At 70.2% G+C, this 16,968-nt stretch carries 14 protein-coding genes; 12 read left to right on the top strand and 2 right to left on the bottom strand.

Annotation, left to right across the window (positions count from 1 at the left end; translation table 11 throughout):
* Nucleotides 1-104: 104 nt before the first annotated feature.
* The 7 genes from BLV39_RS15350 to BLV39_RS15380 all read left to right on the top strand — a co-directional run bounded on the left by BLV39_RS15350 (nucleotide 105) and on the right by BLV39_RS15380 (nucleotide 8,135).
* Nucleotides 105-1,181 carry a BMP family lipoprotein gene (locus BLV39_RS15350; protein ID WP_176985031.1) on the top strand — a complete coding sequence of 359 codons (1,077 nt, stop codon included), beginning with the start codon at nucleotides 105-107 and terminating at the stop codon, nucleotides 1,179-1,181.
* 152 nt (nucleotides 1,182-1,333) lie between these two features.
* A complete protein-coding gene (locus BLV39_RS15355) occupies nucleotides 1,334-2,836 on the top strand; it encodes an ABC transporter ATP-binding protein (protein WP_308442679.1) in 1,503 nt (500 codons plus the stop codon).
* Nucleotides 2,829-4,121 carry an ABC transporter permease gene (locus BLV39_RS15360; protein WP_090792105.1) on the top strand — a complete coding sequence of 431 codons (1,293 nt, stop codon included), beginning with the start codon at nucleotides 2,829-2,831 and terminating at the stop codon, nucleotides 4,119-4,121. The genes BLV39_RS15355 and BLV39_RS15360 overlap by 8 nt, the downstream gene beginning before the upstream one ends.
* Nucleotides 4,122-4,125: 4 nt before the next feature.
* The gene (locus BLV39_RS15365) at nucleotides 4,126-5,406 is read left to right on the top strand and encodes an ABC transporter permease (protein ID WP_090792109.1); all 1,281 of its coding nucleotides are present in this window, start codon (nucleotides 4,126-4,128) and stop codon (nucleotides 5,404-5,406) included.
* A 9-nt stretch (nucleotides 5,407-5,415) separates the two neighbouring features.
* Nucleotides 5,416-6,108 carry a cytidine deaminase gene (locus tag BLV39_RS15370; RefSeq protein ID WP_090792112.1) on the top strand — a complete coding sequence of 231 codons (693 nt, stop codon included), beginning with the start codon at nucleotides 5,416-5,418 and terminating at the stop codon, nucleotides 6,106-6,108.
* A complete protein-coding gene (locus BLV39_RS15375; protein ID WP_090792114.1) occupies nucleotides 6,105-7,382 on the top strand; it encodes a thymidine phosphorylase in 1,278 nt (425 codons plus the stop codon). Before BLV39_RS15370 ends, BLV39_RS15375 begins: the two co-directional genes overlap by 4 nt.
* 72 nt (nucleotides 7,383-7,454) lie before the next feature.
* The gene (locus BLV39_RS15380; RefSeq protein WP_089247315.1) at nucleotides 7,455-8,135 is read left to right on the top strand and encodes a DUF4272 domain-containing protein; all 681 of its coding nucleotides are present in this window, start codon (nucleotides 7,455-7,457) and stop codon (nucleotides 8,133-8,135) included.
* On the opposite strand, the gene BLV39_RS15385 is transcribed toward BLV39_RS15380, so the two are convergent.
* Nucleotides 8,128-8,937, bottom strand: a complete 810-nt coding sequence (locus tag BLV39_RS15385) for a putative RNA methyltransferase (RefSeq protein WP_090792117.1) — start codon at nucleotides 8,935-8,937, stop codon at nucleotides 8,128-8,130. The genes BLV39_RS15380 and BLV39_RS15385 overlap by 8 nt on opposite strands.
* 26 nt (nucleotides 8,938-8,963) lie before the next feature.
* Here BLV39_RS15385 and BLV39_RS15390 point away from each other — a divergent pair, with 26 nt between their 5' ends.
* The 5 genes from BLV39_RS15390 (at nucleotide 8,964) to BLV39_RS15410 (ending at nucleotide 15,574) form a co-directional block, all read left to right on the top strand.
* A complete protein-coding gene (locus tag BLV39_RS15390) occupies nucleotides 8,964-10,037 on the top strand; it encodes an adenosine deaminase (RefSeq protein ID WP_090792120.1) in 1,074 nt (357 codons plus the stop codon).
* Between the two features lie 375 nt (nucleotides 10,038-10,412).
* Nucleotides 10,413-14,111: a sensor histidine kinase gene (locus BLV39_RS15395; protein ID WP_090792122.1), complete on the top strand. Its 3,699-nt coding sequence runs from the start codon at nucleotides 10,413-10,415 to the stop codon at nucleotides 14,109-14,111.
* Nucleotides 14,108-14,512, top strand: a complete 405-nt coding sequence (locus BLV39_RS15400) for a roadblock/LC7 domain-containing protein (RefSeq protein WP_089247307.1) — start codon at nucleotides 14,108-14,110, stop codon at nucleotides 14,510-14,512. The genes BLV39_RS15395 and BLV39_RS15400 overlap by 4 nt, the downstream gene beginning before the upstream one ends.
* A 98-nt stretch (nucleotides 14,513-14,610) precedes the next feature.
* Nucleotides 14,611-14,988, top strand: coding sequence for a DUF742 domain-containing protein (locus BLV39_RS15405; RefSeq protein ID WP_089247557.1), 378 nt, complete (start codon nucleotides 14,611-14,613; stop codon nucleotides 14,986-14,988).
* The gene (locus tag BLV39_RS15410; RefSeq protein WP_176984933.1) at nucleotides 14,969-15,574 is read left to right on the top strand and encodes a GTP-binding protein; all 606 of its coding nucleotides are present in this window, start codon (nucleotides 14,969-14,971) and stop codon (nucleotides 15,572-15,574) included. Before BLV39_RS15405 ends, BLV39_RS15410 begins: the two co-directional genes overlap by 20 nt.
* Nucleotides 15,575-15,656: 82 nt before the next feature.
* Here BLV39_RS15410 and BLV39_RS15415 read toward each other — a convergent pair whose 3' ends face one another.
* Entirely contained in the window at nucleotides 15,657-16,865 is a 1,209-nt protein-coding gene (locus BLV39_RS15415) for an ABC transporter substrate-binding protein (protein ID WP_090792128.1), read from the bottom strand.
* Between the last annotated feature and the right edge of the window lie 103 nt (nucleotides 16,866-16,968).

A 16,968-nucleotide genomic window follows, 5' to 3' on the forward strand; every position in this document is an offset into this window, starting at 1 on the left:
TCCACGCGGTAGCTCGGCGTACGCTCCCGAGCAAAACGTGAACTCACCGCGTACCCCTTGCGGTGTGTAATGGGAGGGAGACCGTCTTGCGCGCTATGCGTGGGATGCGGATCGTCTCGATTCTCGCGGTGGGTGGCCTGATGGCGGGCCTGGCCGCGTGTGGTGACGCTCCGGAAAGCAGCAGTGGGACCGGCGACAGCAGCGCCGCGCCCGCCGCTGGCACCTATAAGGCCTGCATGGTCACGGACATCGGCGGCATCGACGACCGGTCGTTCAACGCGTCGGCGTGGAAGGGTCTCGAAGAGGCCAAGGCTGACAGCGACAAGCTGGCCGAGCCCAAGAACGTCTCGTCCAAGGCCGAGGCCGACTACGTGCCGAACCTGACGCAGTTCGCCCAGCAGGACTGCAACTTCACCCTGGCTGTTGGCGGCCTGATGGGCGACGCCACCAAGCAGGTCGCGGCGGCCAACGCCGACAAGCAGTTCGCGATCGTCGACGCGGCGATCCCGGGCGCGACGAACGTCTACCCGATGCAGTTCGACACCGCGCAGGCCGCGTTCCTCGCCGGCTACCTCTCGGCGGGTTACTCGAAGAGCAAGAAGGTCGCCACCTACGGCGGCCTGAAGATCCCCCCGGTGACGATCTTCATGGACGGCTTCGCTGACGGCGTCGCCTACTGGAACCAGCAGAAGAACGACAAGGTCCAGGTGCTCGGCTGGGACAAGGCCGGTCAGAAGGGCTCGTTCGCCGAGAGCTTCACCGACCAGGGCAAGGGCAAGGCGCTCTCGGACGGTTTCGTGGCGCAGGGCGCTGACGTGATCATGCCGGTCGCCGGCGGCACGGGCCTCGGCTCGGCGGCCAACGCGGGCGACAAGTACGCGGTCGTCTGGGTCGACGTCGACGGTTGCGAGAGCGCGCAGCAGTACTGCAAGTCGTTCCTGACCACCGTCGTCAAGAACATCCCCGAGGCGGTCAAGGAAGCGGCGGTCAAGGGTGCGGACAGCACCGGCATGCTGACCGGGTCCTACCTCGGCACGCTCGAGAACGAAGGCGTCTCCATCGCGCCGTACCACGAGTTCGACACCAAGGTCAGCCCCGAGCTCAAGGCCGAGGTTGACAAGCTGAAGGCCGACATCATCGCGGGCACCGTCAAGGTGACCTCTCCGGCCCAGCCGAAGTGAACTAAGTCCGGCCGAACAGCCGGTCCCACCGTGGTGGGACCGGCTGTTCCCCGGCCGGGCCCGATCGTGAACAATTCTCCGCACCACACCGTCTGAAGGAGGTCACGCTGAGACTCGAACTGCGCGGCATCACCAAGCGCTTCGGCGACCTCGTGGCCAACGACGACATATCCCTGACCGTCGAGCCCGGCGAGATCCATGCCCTGCTCGGCGAGAACGGCGCCGGCAAGTCGACGCTGATGAACGTCCTCTACGGGCTGCTCCAGCCCGACGAGGGCGAGATCCTGGTCGACGACAAGCCGGTGCGGATCCGCGGTCCGCGCGACGCGATCGCGGCCGGCATCGGCATGGTGCACCAGCACTTCATGCTCGTGCCGGTGTTCACCGTCGCCGAGAACGTGATGCTCGGCGCCGAGCAGACCACCGGCGGCCCGGTCGGCTTCCTCGACCGCAGGCGCGCCCGCAAGCTGGTCCGCGAGGTGTCTGACCGCTACCGACTCGCCGTCGACCCCGACCGCACGGTCGAGGACCTCCCGGTCGGCGTGCAGCAGCGGGTCGAGATCGTCAAGGCGCTGACCCGCGACGTCGACCTGCTGATCCTCGACGAGCCGACCGCCGTGCTTACCCCCCAGGAGACCGCGGATCTGCTCGAGATCATGCGGACCCTCAAGGCCGCCGGCAAGTCGATCGTCTTCATCACCCACAAGCTCAAAGAGGTCCAGGCGATCGCCGACCGGATCACCGTGATCCGGCGCGGCCGCACCGTGGGCACCGCGGCGCCCGACACCAGCGAAGAGGAACTCGCCTCGCTGATGGTCGGCCGCTCCGTGCTGCTCCGCGTGGAGAAGGGCGCCGCCGAGGCCGGCGCGCCCGTGCTCGAGGTCGCCGGCCTCGCTGTGAACGACGACCGGGGTCACCGGGCGGTCGACGGCGTCGACCTGACCGTGCACGCCGGCGAGGTGCTCGGCATCGCGGGCGTTCAGGGCAACGGCCAGACCGAGCTGATCGAGGCGATCATGGGCCTGCGCCCGGTGGTCGCCGGCAGCACCACGCTCGAGGGCCGTCCGACGCTGGGACTCTCGACCCGCGACATCCTCCGGGCCGGTGTCGGCTACGTGCCCGAGGACCGCAGTGTCGACGGCCTGGTCAAGGACTTCACCGTCGCGGAGAACCTGGTCCTCGACATCTACAACACCGAGCCCTTCGGCACCCGCTGGGTGATCCGCCCGGACGCGATCGCCGAGTCCGCGCGGGCGCGGGTCGAGCAGTTCGACGTGCGCACCGACGCGTCCGGCCAAGCGGCCGTCGGCACGCTCTCCGGTGGCAACCAGCAGAAGGTGATCGTCGCCCGGGAGTTCTCCCGGCCGCTCAAGCTGTTCATCGCCTCCCAGCCGACCCGCGGCGTCGACGTCGGGTCGATCGAGTTCATCCACCGGCAGATCGTCCACGAGCGCACGGAAGGCACCGCGGTGCTGCTGGTCTCCAGCGAGCTCGACGAGGTGCTGGCGCTCGCCGACCGGATCGCCGTGATGTACCGGGGGCGGGTGATCGCCGTGGTGTCGCCGGACACCCCGCGCGAGGAGATCGGTCTGCTGATGGCGGGCGTCACGACGGAAGCCGCCGGCACCGCGAAGGACGGGCAATCCGATGACTGAGCAGACGACGGCGACCGCGGAGGACCTCGCCGCGGCCGGTGCCGACCAGCTCCCGCCGCCGAAGACGTTCGCCGGGCGCTACCTGCGCAACTTGTGGACCGCGAACACGTTCACCGTGACCGTGCTGGCCGTGCTGCTGGCGCTGGTCATCGGCGGCATCCTGATCGCGATCTCCGACGAGAACGTCCGGGCCACCACCTCCTACTTCTTCAGCCGGCCGGGCGACTTCTTCAGCCTGTCGTGGGACAAGGTCAGCGACGCGTACGCCCAGTTGTTCAAGGGCTCGATCGTCGACCCCACCGCGGTGCAGGCGGCGGCCAACGGCACCGGCAAGTGGGAGCGGGTGTTCTTCCCGATCTCGGAGACGCTGACCTACGCGGCGCCGCTGGCGCTGACCGGTCTCGCGTTCGCGCTGGCGTTCCGCGGCGGCCTGTTCAACATCGGTGTGCAGGGTCAGGCGATCATGGGCGCTGTCGGCGCCGCGCTCGCCGGCTTCCTGCTGCCGCTGCCGGTCGGCATCCACCTGGTCGTCGCGCTGATCGTCGGTGCCGCGTTCGGTGGCGCCTGGGGCTTCGTGCCCGGCATCCTCAAGGCCCGCACCGGCGCGCACGAGGTCATCACGACCATCATGCTCAACTACGTCGCGCTGTTCTTCCTGGGCTGGCTGATCGTCCAGAAGGGCGTCCAGGACCCGGAGCGCAGCGACGCGATCAGCAAGCCGGTCGACGACTCGGCCCAGCTCACCCACCTGCTCGGCTTCGTCGGCCCCAGCCTGCGGGTCAACCTCGGCATCGTGGTCGCGATCCTGGTGGTCGCCGCGGTCGCCTGGCTGCTGCGCCGCTCGACGTTCGGCTTCGAGCTGCGCGCGGTCGGCCTCAACCCCGAGGCGTCGCGCACCGCCGGCATCGGCGTCGGCTCGACGTACGCCCTGGTGATGACCGTGGCCGGCGCGCTGGCCGGGTTGGGTGGCGCGACCATCGTGATGGGCACCGCGGTCAGCCTGACCGGGGCCGTGATCGGCAGCGTCGGCTTCGACGGCCTGCTGGTCGGCCTGCTCGGCCGGGCCAAGCCGTGGGGCGTGTTCTTCGCGGCGCTGCTCTTCGGCGCGCTCCAGGCCGGCGGCAACCGCATGCAGTCGTTCTCCGGGATCTCGCTCGAGCTGGTCGGCGTGATCCAGGCGCTGATCGTGATCTTCGTAGCCGCGCCCGCGCTGGTGAAGACCGTGTTCCGGCTCAAGCCGGCCAAGGTCAGCGGGCTCGGCACCGGCATGTCCAAGGGATGGTGAGACCGTGACGGCCAGCACCGTCGAGGCGGCCCGGGCGGTCGCCGAACCGGCCCACTACTGGACCCGGCAACGCAAGATCGGCGTGGGCCTGTCGGCCGTCGGCCTGTTGGCCGCCGTGCTGTTCGGCGCGCTCGCGTCCGCGCGCACTGCCGAGTTCACGCTGGCCGAGACGATCAGCGGAAGCGCGGTCGGGATCAACGGCCGGGTCGGCGCGATCGTGTTCGGTGTGATCGCCGCGCTCGCCGGCGCCGCCATGCTCGTCGCCGCGCGCCGCTGGTTCAACTGGCTGCTCGGGCTCGGCATCGTCGCCACGCTGGTCTCGTTCCTCTGCTGGCAGCTCTCGCAGGCGCCGGAGAACCTCAACACGATCCCGCTCGGCAGCGTCGCACGAAGCTCCGTGACGCTGGCGTTGCCGCTGGTCCTCGGTGCGCTGGCCGGGGTGCTCTGCGAGCGCTCCGCGGTGATCAACGTGGCCATCGAGGGTCAGTTCCTGATGGGCGCGTTCGCCGCGGCGATGTTCGCGACGCTGGCCGGCAGCGTGTGGATCGGCATCCTGGCCGCCGGCGTCGGTGGCCTGATCATCGGTCTGCTGCTGGCCGTGCTCGCCATCCGCTTCCTGGTCGACCAGGTCGTGCTCGGTGTCGTGCTCAACGTGTTCGCGCTGGGCCTGACCGGCTTCCTCTACGAACAGCTCATGGCCAAGGACCAGACCCGGTTCAACCAGCCGACGTTCGTGCCGGAGTGGGACATCCCGGGGCTGTCCAAGATCCCCCTGCTCGGCCCGGCGCTGTTCAAGGGCAACATCTTCCTGTACGGCGCGATCGTGCTGGTGATCCTGATCCACGTCGGGCTCTTCTACACCCGGTGGGGCTTGCGCACCCGGGCCGTCGGCGAGCACCCGGCGGCGGCCGACACGCTCGGCGTGAAGGTCCTCGCCCTGCGCTACCGCAACGTGCTGATCGGCGGCATCGTGGCCGGGTTCGGCGGCGCGTACTTCACGCTGCTGTCCACCACGAACTTCAACAAGAACATGACGTCCGGACTCGGCTTCGTGGCGCTGGCCGCGCTGATCTTCGGCCGGTGGAGTCCGATCGGCTCGATGCTGGCGGCGCTGTTCTTCGGTTTCTGCAGTGCGCTGGCGGTCAGTCTCGGCTCGATCAACAGCCCGATCCCGAGCGCCTTCCTCAACATGCTGCCCTACATCGCCACGATCATCGCGGTCGCCGGTCTGGTCGGCCGGGTGCGCGCGCCCGCCGCGGACGGGACGCCGTACATCAAGGGTTAGGGTCTGCTCATGGAGATCGACTGGGTGGTGCTGCGAGCCGCCGCCGTCGAGGTGATGGGCAACGCGTACGCGCCGTACTCGGACTTTCCGGTCGGCGTCGCGGGTCTCGTCGACGACGGCCGGATCGTGGTCGGCTGCAACGTGGAGAACGCGTCCTACGGGGTGACCCTGTGCGCCGAGTGCGGCATGGTCTCGGCCCTGCACGCCTCCGGTGGGGGCCGGCTGGTCGCGGTCTCGTGCGTCGACGGCGCGGGCCAGCCCCTGATGCCCTGCGGCCGCTGTCGCCAGCTCCTCTTCGAGCACGGCGGTCCGGACTGCCTCGTCGAGGCCCTGCCCGAGCCCTTGCGGGTCGGCGACCTGCTGCCGCACGCGTTCGGCCCGGCCAACCTCGACCGTGGCCGCGGCGTGATCCCCGAGGTCCCTGAGCGGCTGGCCCGGTGGCGCGGCCGGGGCACCGTCTTCGTGCACACCGACAGCGCCGGCGGCACGCTGGTCTGGACCGGCTACTGGGAGCGGTCGGCCGGCGAGGGCGAGGAGAAGGGCATCCTCGAAGAAGCCCCGACCTGGTCCGCCGCCCGCGACGGCATCGCGTGGGCCCGCGCGCGTACGGCCCGCATCGTGGTCGTCGACGAGGCCGGCGACACCTGGTGGGCCGGCGAGGGCGAGCCGCCCTCCGAGATCGGGAAGCGGTGGGAGGCATGACCTTCGCCGCGGTCGACGTTATCCGGACCAAGCGCGACGGCGGGGTGCTCTCCGACGCCGCGATCGACTGGGTGGTCGACGCCTACACCAAGGGCGTGGTCGCCGACGAGCAGATGTCGGCGCTCGCGATGGCCATCCTGTTGCGCGGCATGACGCCTGCCGAGATCGCCCGGTGGACCGCCGCGATGATCGCCAGCGGCGAGCGGCTCGACCTCTCCGCGGTTGACCGCCCGACGGCGGACAAGCACAGCACCGGCGGTGTCGGCGACAAGATCACGCTGCCGCTCACCCCGTTGGTCGCCGCCTGCGGCGTCGCCGTGCCGCAGCTCTCCGGCCGCGGCCTCGGGCACACCGGCGGCACCCTCGACAAGCTGGAGTCGATCCCCGGCTGGCGGGCCAGCCTCGACAACGCCGAGTTCATCGCGCAGCTACGCGACGTCGGCGCGGTGATCTGCGCGGCCGGCGACGGCCTCGCACCCGCGGACCGCAAGCTGTACGCGCTGCGCGACGTCACCGGCACGGTCGAGGCCATCCCGCTGATCGCCAGCTCCATCATGAGCAAGAAGATCGCCGAGGGCACCGGCGCGCTGGTGCTCGACGTCAAGGTCGGCTCGGGCGCCTTCATGAAGTCCCTCGACGATGCGCGCGAACTGGCCCGCACGATGGTCGACCTGGGCACCGCCCACGGGGTGCGCACGGTCGCGCTGCTCACCGACATGTCCACCCCGCTCGGTCTCGCCGTAGGCAACGCCGTCGAGGTCACCGAATCGGTCGAGGTGCTGGCCGGCGGCGGTCCGTCCGACGTGGTCGAGCTGACCCTGGCGCTTGCCCGCGAGATGCTCGACGCGGCGGGCCGGCCGGACGCCGACCCGGCCGCGGCGCTCGCCGACGGCCGCGCGATGGACGCTTGGCGGTCGATGATCCGGGCGCAGGGCGGGGATCCCGACGCGGCCCTGCCGACCGCGCGCGAGACGCACACGGTCACCGCCGAGTCCGACGGTTTCGTCTCCTCGGTCGACGCGTACGCGATCGGCATCGCGGCCTGGCGGCTCGGTGCCGGACGGGCGCGCAAGGAAGACCCGGTCTCCGCCGCGGCGGGCGTGCTGCTGCACCGCCGCCCGGGCGATCCGGTGCGCGCCGGTGAGCCGCTCTACGAGCTGCGCGCCGACGATCCGAGCCGGTTCGAGGCGGCGCTCTCGGCCGCCGCCGGGGCGGTGTCGATCTCGGCTGAAGCGCCGGCGCCGGTGCCGCTGGTGATCGATCGTCTCGCCTGACATTCCGCTGGGCGCCCGGAACGGCTATCCTCGCTGGCCAGGGGGATCACCGACGCCAGAGGAACGAACGCCGTGTCCGTGTCTGCTCCCGACCCTCGACCCATCAGGGCCGCCAGCGTCGATGAGCTGCGCCGACTCCGGCTGCCGACGCCGCCGGCCGGCTTCCCGTTGGTGTGGGAACCCGGCGACGAGGTCGAGTTGCGGCACACCGGTGACATCGAGGCGCGCACCGCGATCCTGCACCTCGTGCTGGCTCGCTGCTTCGGCATGCCGCCCCAGGCGGCGATGAGCTGGCTGCTCACCTCACACCTGGTCGAGCTGGTCACGCCCCCGGAATGGCAGTTCGTGGTGGCCGAACGCGGTGACCGCCGGTCGTTCGTGCTGCACCACGACGCGATTTTCGCGCTCGCCTGGCTGCTCGGGATGAGCAAGCACCTGGATCCGACGGCGCCGACCGACGAGCGGCTGATGGATGCGTTGCCGCACCTACCGGAAGGCGAGACATTCCGGGCATGGCGCTCGCGGATCCTGGCCGCGCCCCGGGACGCCGCCGAGGCCGCCGCGATGCTCGACTTCTACTACTGCCTCGACTGGAGCTATCTGGAGGCGGAGCGCCGCGGGATCGACCTGCCCGGCGTGATCGACGCCAACGCGATCGGGCAGCGGCGCTGGGCACTGGAGTGGGCGGTGGTCTTCCGCGGCCCGTACCACGACCCACCGGGCGGCTGGGAAGAAGTAGATCTCTCTACCTAGGTGTCCACTCGTCCAGTCTGATCGCGGCGGTCACGTCGACCGGGGTCGGAAGGTCGATCGTGGCCGCGTCCCGGTGCCAGGCACTCGGTCCCATGCCCACCACCGTGGCGACCTCGTCCCGGTCCAGCCGCAGGGTCGAGCGCAGCGAGCGTCGCCGGGTCAGCGTGAAATGCGCGTCCAGGCTGGCCGCCAGCCGCTCCTCCTTGGCCGGGTCGACGCTCAGCAGGCCGAGCGCGGTGACGAGCTCGGCCAGGTGGTCCGGCTCCGGCGTGACCACCAGCAGCCGGCCGTCCGGCCGCAGGACCCGATGGAACTCCGCGCCGTTGCGCGGCGCGAACACGTCCAGCAGCACGGCGGTGTCGTGGTCGGCCAGCGGCAGCCGGCCCCAGGCGTCGGTGCGGACGGCCCCCGCCCGCTCGTGCACCCGGGCCGCCCGGCGCAGCGCCGGCTTCGACGCGTCCAGCACCAGACCGTGCAGGGCGGGGTTGGCGTCGAGGACGGTCTTCAGATGCTGCCCGGTGCCCCCGCCGACGTCCACGGCGATCCCGGCGGCCCCGCCGGCCGCCTCGGCGAGCGCGGCTGAGACGAACGCGTAGTGCCCGCTCGCGAGGAACGCGTCGCGCGCGGCGACCATCTCCGGCGTGTCACCGGTGTGCGGTGAGCGGCCGGCGCTCAGGTCCGCGTACCCCTGCCGCGCCAGGTCGAAGCTGTGCCCCCGTGGGCAGCGCAGCGTCCGCTCCCGCACGTGCAGTGGTTCGCGGCACACCGGGCAACGCAGGTAGGCCACAACGTCGCGGTTCATCCATCCTCAGCCACTAAAGTCTTTCCATGGTCCCAATCGGCATGGAAGAGATTGTCAAGGCCCCCAAGGCGCTGCTGCACGACCACCTCGACGGCGGGCTGCGCCCGGCGACGATCGTGGAGCTGGCCGCCGAGGTCGACCACACCCTGCCGACCACCGATCCCGGGGAGCTCGGCCGGTGGTTCGTCGAGTCGGCCGACTCCGGATCGCTCGAACGTTACCTGGAGACGTTCGACCACACGGTCGCCGTGATGCAGACCGCCGCGTCGTTGCACCGGGTCGCCGCCGAGTGCGCGCTCGACCTGGCCGCCGACGGTGTGGTCTACGCCGAGGTCCGGTTCGCGCCCGAACAGCATCTCGAGCGCGGTCTGACGCTCGACGGGGTGGTCGAGGCGGTGCTCGCCGGTTTCGCCGCCGGCACCGAGCAGGCGGCGGCCAAGGGCCAGCAGATCCGGGTGGGCACGCTGCTCACCGCGATGCGGCACGCCGCGCGGTCGCAGGAGATCGCCGAGCTCGCCGTTCGCTACCGCGACACCGGGGTGGTCGGCTTCGACATCGCCGGCGCCGAGGCGGGCTTCCCGCCCACCCGGCACCTCGACGCGTTCGAATACCTCCAGCGGGAGAACTTCCACTTCACCATCCACGCCGGCGAGGCGTTCGGGTTGCCGTCGATCTGGCAGGCGATCCAGTGGTGCGGTGCCGACCGGCTGGGGCACGGCGTGCGCCTGGTCGACGACATCACCCCCGGTGGGGATCCGGTGCTCGGCCGGCTGTCCGCCTATGTGCGCGACAAGCGGATCCCGCTGGAGCTGTGTCCGTCGTCCAACGTGCAGACCGGCGCGGCGCCGTCGATCGCGCAGCACCCCATCGGGTTGCTCCGCGACCTGCGCTTCCGGGTCACTGTCAACACCGACAACCGGCTGATGAGCGGCACGTCCATGTCGCGCGAGATGGCGCTGCTGGTCGACGCGTTCGGTTACGGCTGGAGCGAGCTGCAGTGGTTCACCATCAACGCGATGAAGAGTGCCTTCATTCCGTTCGACGAACGGCTCAGCATCATCAATGAGGTGATCAAGCCCGCGTACGCCAAATTGGCGTGACGGCCGTCTTCGCCACGTGCGTATTCGGGCGTTTCGGAAGTCCAATCCAGACTTAACGGCTTTTTCTCATCGTCCCTTCGTACTAATCCACCGTGCGCTTCCCCTATAAGGGGCATTGCGCCGCCGTCGAACTGGCGCCCGTGCACCGGAAGAAGTACGGACGGTCGGAGATCGACGCTCACCTAGGGTGACGCGGGGTGAACGCGTTGCTGACAAACGGACTGAACATCGCATCAGTACGGCGATCACGGACAGGGTGGGCTTTCTCTTTCCCCGGCGGACGTGATGGAATGCCGGGGGTCCGACCCGCCCGGGTCGGCCGATCGGCGGTGCCCGTGCGCAATTTCCTGCGGCGCCGAACCGGAGGGCGGTGACGTGAGCAAGCGGCCGAAGACGGCGAATTCCTTCATGTCGCGTCTCCGCCGGCCCACCAGCCGGCTTCGTGATCTGCCGATCTGGTCGAAGCTCGGCCTCATCATGATCGTCCCGACCCTGGCGACGATCGTGGTTGGCACCAACGGCTTGATCGACCACATCGACACGTCGGAGAACGCGGACCAGGCACGTGACCTCGCCGTAGTGGTGGAGGCGTCTGGGGACCTCGTCCAGAATCTGCAGAACGAGCGGGCCGCGGCGGCGATGCTGCTCGGTGCCGAGGGCAAGGGCGCCATCACCAAGTACAAGACGGCGTTCGAGAGCTCGCAGCAGGCGGTCGACCGAGTGGTCAACAGCTACTCGACGCAGCGCGCCTCGCTCAACGACCTGCCGACCAACTTCAACACCACGCTCGCGCAGATCGACGACGGTCTCCAGGGCCTGCCGGGCGTGCGCAGCCAGGTGACGAGCAACAAGTTCGCGTTCACGGACGCGGCCCGGGCCTACAACGCCCTTGTCGACAACCTGCTCAACCTCCGCGACGGCGCCGCTCAGCTGGCCGCCAACACCTCGCTGAGTGAGCGGATGCGTGCGGTCGCGGCCGTCGCACGGCAGAAGGAGTTCCTCTCGCAGGAGCGCCTCGTCGTGTTGCAGGCCTACAGCGCCGGCAGCATGAACCAGAACCTCAAGAAAGAGTTCATCGCCTCGCAGACCGGCCAGCTACAGGCCGCCGAGACGTTCATCTCGGTCGCGACGGTGACCGAGGAAGAGCAGTACAACCAGACCGTGGCCGGCTCGGACCTGCGGTCGTCGACCGCGTTCGCGGGCTGGATCACCGGCGTCATGCCCGAGAGCGGCGATCTCAGTCAGGCGCCGTTCAAGATTGACCCGTGGGACAGCGCGCTGCTGGGTCACAGCCGGTTGATCCGCAGCGTCGAGCGCCGCCTGGACAACACCGTGGTCGACACCGCCACGACCCTGCGCGACGACGTGCAGCGTCAGGTCCTCATCGAGACCGGCCTGCTGCTCGCCATGCTGCTGCTGGCCATCCTCTTCGCGTGGTTGGTCGCCCGGTCCATGGCGCGGTCGCTGCGCGAGCTGCGGCACGGCGCCCTCGCGGTCGCGCAATACGGCCTGCCGCAGGCGGTGGCCCGACTACGTGACCCGGCGCTGTCCACCCAGATGTCACCGGCCCAGTTGGCCAACCAGATCGCCGAGCCGCTGCCGGTCCGGAGCAAGGACGAGTTCGGCCAGGTGACCGAGGCGTTCAACGCGGTCCACCTGGAAGCCGTCCGCACCGCGGCCGAGCAGGCCGCCCTGCGTGCCTCCGTCGCGACGATGTTCGTCAACCTCGCCCGCCGTTCGCAGATCCTGGTCGACCGGCTGATCGGTCACCTGGACCGGCTCGAGCGCGGTGAGGAAGACCCGGACCGCCTGGCCGAGCTGTTCCAGCTCGACCACCTGGCCACCCGGATGCGCCGCAACGACGAAAACCTCCTGGTGCTGGCCGGCGCCGACTCGACGCGTATTCAGCGTGAGCCGGCCGCCCTGATCGACGTGCTGCGCGCCGCGCAGTCCGAGGTCGAGCACTACACCCGGATCGAGTTCGGCGTCATCGACCGGGACATCGAGGTCGCCGCGCACGCGGTCAACGACCTCGTCCACCTGGTCGCCGAGCTGTTCGACAACGCGACCGCGTTCTCCCCGCCCGACTCGAGTGTCATGGTCGAGGCCCGGCGGATCGGCGAGCACTCCGTGCTCTATGTCGAGGACCGCGGCATCGGCATCACCGCCGACCAGCTCAACGACCTCAACGAGCGGCTCGCCACACCTCCCATGGTGGACGTGGCGGTCTCCCGGATGATGGGTCTGGTCGTGGTCGCGCGGCTGGCCGCGCGGCACGGCGTCAAGGTCGAGCTGCGTCCGGCTTCCGACCGCGGCACTGTCGCGGACGTCGCCCTGCCCACCTCGGTGCTCGTGCCTCGTGGACTGACGGGCCGTGGTGGGTACGAGCTGCCACCGCAGCACCCTGCCGCGCAGCCGCAGCCGCAGCAGCCCGCGCGTTCGCCGTTCCCGGCGCCGCTGGCGCTGGAGAGCGGGCCGATGACGCGGTCCGACCGGGAGCTCGCCGGCGCGAGTGGCGGTCTCGCCAGCGCGTTCGGTGGCCGCCCCGGCGACGCGCCGTCCAACGGTTTCAACGGAGCCAACGGCAACGGCAATGGCAACGGCCGCCCCGGCGCGATGCCGGCCTGGTCCGACCTCACCGGTGCCGGTCCGCAGGGCGGGCGTCCCAACGACCCGTTCGGCGGCCCGCGCGACGAGTCGCTGCCGAATCGCCGTGCGACCGACGGCTGGGCGATGGAGGGTGAGGTGACCGCGGGTCCGCAGTCGCCCGCTATCCCGCGCCAGACGCCGCGCGACAACGGCGGCACGTCTCCGGTGTTCTCGGCCCCGCCGATGATCTCGGTGCCGCCGGTCATCTCCGTGCCCCCGTCGTCTCCCGGGCCGGCGGGCGCACCGCGCCAGCCCGAGCCCTGGGAGCAGGGTGGCCCGACGCTGCCGCCGAGCGCGCCGGCCGGCCCGCCGATCGCCATGCCGGACAGCCCGGTCGTCCCTGGTCGGTCCAGCGGCCTGCCGGGGCGTCCGACCGGTCAGCCGGAGAGCCCGAGCGTCCCGTTCGCCCAGCCGCCGGCGGCTTATCCGTCGCCCGCTGCGACACCGCAGCCGACGGCGTTTGCCGGAGGCAGTGGCTTCGCGGGCATGCCGTCGGGTGGTCAGGCGCCGCCGGCCTGGCCGCCGGTCGCGGCCGAGCCGCAGCCGGCCGTCGACCACCTCGCGGCCGCCGTCGACATGACCGCCGAGTTGCCCCGGGTCGAGCGCCCGGCGGCGGCTCCGCAGCAGCCCGCCGTCCCGCCGATCATCCCGGCCGCCAACAAGGCCCGGTTCGCCGACGAGACGATGGAACTGCCGATCTTCCGTGAGCTCGAGTCGGCGTGGTTCCGCACCCGTCGGGCCGCGGCGGAAGAGAGTTCGCTGACAGCCTCGACTCCGAGCACCGCGGAAGCTGCCCCCGCAGCCACTGCGGCGCCGGCGACCGCCGATGCCCGGATGGGCAGCGGCGCCACTGCGGCACCTACGCAGCAGTTCGCCACCGTCGAGGCCACCCAGCGGCTCACCAGCTCGCCGCAGTCGCGGATGGCTCCGGCCGGGGGCAGCCCCCTCGCCGGTGCGGCAGGCAGCGGCCTGCCGACCCGTCCGTCGACTCCGAGCCCGAGCGGGCCTACGCCGCAGCAGCCGCGCTCCAACGGCCTCTCCGACGCCACCAACGGCAACGGCAACGGCAACGGTGCTGCCCGTAGGCCGGAGCAGCAGGAGTCGTGGCAGACGGCTGCCGACGACGGATGGCGGGCAGCTTCCGCCATCTCGGAGATGGAAGTGAACGAAACCACGACGGCCGGCCTGCCCAAGCGGGTTCCGATGGCGCAGCTTGTGCCGGGCGGGGTCGACAAGTCGGCCACCTCGGTCAAGCAGCGCTCGCCGGAAGCTGTTCGCGGGCTGCTCTCGGCATACCACCGAGGTGTGCAGCGCGGTCGCACCCAGCCCAAGGACGAAACTTCGGATACGACTCCGGCCGGGCAGCCCTCCCAAGCTGGCCACGGTCCGGGTGCCGGGAGCGGTCAGAAGGAGCACGAACGATGACAACCACGCAAGATCTCGGGTGGCTGCTCGCCAACTTCGCCGACCGCGTGCCGGGTGTCGCACACGCGATCGCGGTTTCCGCCGACGGTCTGCTCCTCGCCTCGTCGCGGGATCTTCCGCGCGACCGGGCCGACCAGTTGGCCGCGATCTCGTCCGGCCTGGTCAGCTTGACCCAGGGCGCGGCGCGCTGCTTCGAAGGCGGTGCGGTGCTGCAGAACGTGGTCGAGATGGACAACGGGTTCCTCTTCCTGATGTCGATCTCCGACGGCTCCTCGTTCGCGGTTCTGGCCGCTCGCAGTTGCGACGTCGGTCAGGTCGGCTACGAGATGGCGTTGCTGGTCGACCGGGTCGGTGACGCACTGACCCCGGCGCCTCGCACCGCCGCGGGAATGCTCGGCTAGTCGTTCCGGCAACGGAACGGTGCACGACAACAACACACAGATCCGACAGGCTCCGAACGATCGGGCCTGCGGCACGGATGCGAAGGGGGTGAATGGCGATGACCGACCGGGATGAGCCAACCGGCGCGCTGGTACGGCCGTACGCCGTCACCCGCGGACGCACCAGGCCGAGGCTAGAGATCGCCCTCGAGGCTCTCGTCGAAACAACGGTCCGCGGCCGAACCGCCAACTCCACCAAGGGTGGGGGAGGCCGCGAGCACCAATACATCGCCGCGTTGTGCGACGGCCGGTTGCAGTCGCTCGCGGAGATCGCGGCTCGGATGCAGCTCCCATTGGGTGTTGCCCGGGTCCTGATCGCCGACATGGCCGCCGACGGACTCGTCGCGGTCTACGAACCGACCTCACTGGAAGACACGAACGATGCGGTGGGCACTGAACTGCTGGAGAGGGTGCTGAGTGGACTTCGCAGGCTCTGACGTGACGCACCGCCCGAGCGCTGGCCGTGTGACGTCGGCGAAGATTGTCATCGCCGGCGGGTTCGGCGTCGGCAAGACCACGCTGGTCGGGTCGGTGTCGGAGATCACGCCGCTGACGACCGAGGCAATCATGACCTCGGCCGGCGTCGGCGTCGACGACACCCGGCAGGTGCCGGGCAAGACGACGACCGTCGCCATGGACTTCGGCCGGATCACGATCGACCGTGACCTGATCCTCTATCTGTTCGGAACACCTGGCCAGACGCGGTTCTGGTTCATGTGGGACGAGCTGGTGCGAGGTGCGATCGGGGCGATCGTGCTGGTCGACACACGCCGACTAGCCGACTGCTTCGCGGCGATCGACTTCTTCGAGCATCGCCGGCTGCCGTACCTGGTGGCCATCAACTGCTTCGACGGGGTGCAGTACCACGACCCCCAGGACGTTCGCGACGCCTTGGCGATCTCCAGCGACGTCCCGGTCGTGGCCTGCGACGCCCGCAACCGTGACTCGACCAAGCACGTTCTGATCAGCCTGGTCGAGTACGTGCTCAGCATGCGCCGGTCCCGCGCGGTCGCCCCGGCCTGATCGGGCCGGTCCCGCACCCACCCACAGCAGCAGAAAGCCCCACCGCTTCGGCGGTGGGGCTTTCTAGCGTCGGTCGGGAGGATCAGCTGATGCGGATCCAGGCGCCGCTGGTGACCTCGAAGACGGCCAGCGAGTCGGCCGCCATGCCGCCGTGCGCAATCGGCGTGAACTCGTACGAGCCGGCGATGCCCTCGGCGGTGAGGTTCTCCAGGTAGACCCGGATGCGACCGCGGTCGACGCTTCGGCCCAGCCGGGCGGCGTTGGCGAGCAGACGCACCGCGTCGGAGCTGTAGGGCGCGAAGCCGCGGAACGCGCCGTGCTTCTGGATGTAGCGGTAGATGAAGTCGCGCCGGTCGAGGTCAGCCATCGTCGTGTCGGTCAGTGACGTGCCGGCCAGGGACGCGGGGTGCACAGCCAGCGCACCCGAGGCCTGGGCCTGCTTGTCTTTGTCGGCAAGCGTGTCGTCGGCGACGCCGCCCGGGTCGAAGATGATCTGTCCGCCGTAGCTCGCACCGCGGAGGGCCGCCAGGGCCGCGCCGGAGTCAGGCGCTTGTGCCCAGATGATGACGGCTTCCGGGTTCTTCTCGACGATCTTTTCGGCGGCCGAGCTGAAGTTGCTGCCCGTGTTAGGAAGCTCGGACTCCACCTTGATGATGCTGCGGAGCTTGCTGCGCAGGGCACCGACGCCGGTTTTGCCGTACTCGCCGCCGGAGTAGATGACGCCGACCGTGTTGTGCTTGCGGGCGAGGAGCAGGTCGCTCATCATCTCGACGACGTCTTTGGCGTTGGGCTGCAGTTTGTAGATGTAGGTGCGGGCGGTGAGCGGCGTGACGATGTTGTCGGCCGACCCGAGGGAGATGAACGGCACCTGCTCGGTCTGAGCCACCGTCAGCATCGCCAGCGAGGTCTCGGCCAGCACGCCGCCGAGCATCGCGTGGACGCCCTCTTTCTGGATGAGCTCGGTCGCCTGCTGCTCGGCGGTCTCGGGACGGCTGCCGTTGTCGCGGTAGATCATCTTGATCTTGCGGCGCAGGTTGCCGACCGGCACGCCCTCTTCGTTGAGCGTGTCGACGGTGATCCGCAGCGCCCGCTCCTGCAGCACGCCGTGCGCGGCGCCGGGGCCCGTCAGCTCAAGGCTGGCGCCGATGATGAGCTCTTCGGAGCCTCTGGTGGTGGGGCCGGGACTGTTGGTCTCGTCGGATCCGCAGGCGGCGGTCAAGAGGGTCCCAGCGGTGGCGACGAGGACTCCTCGCCGCGTCAGCTGGGTCCGGCCGATCGCCGGCTTCGCCATCTGGTGCCGCCTTTCAACAGGCCGGCGACGCCCGTCGCCAGATACCACGCGGGTATGCTCCCGGGCCAATAGGCCCGCAGTCAAATCACAGTCATCCCTGTCG

The organism is Asanoa ishikariensis (assembly GCF_900107455.1).
In the GTDB taxonomy this organism is placed as follows: domain Bacteria; phylum Actinomycetota; class Actinomycetes; order Mycobacteriales; family Micromonosporaceae; genus Asanoa; species Asanoa ishikariensis.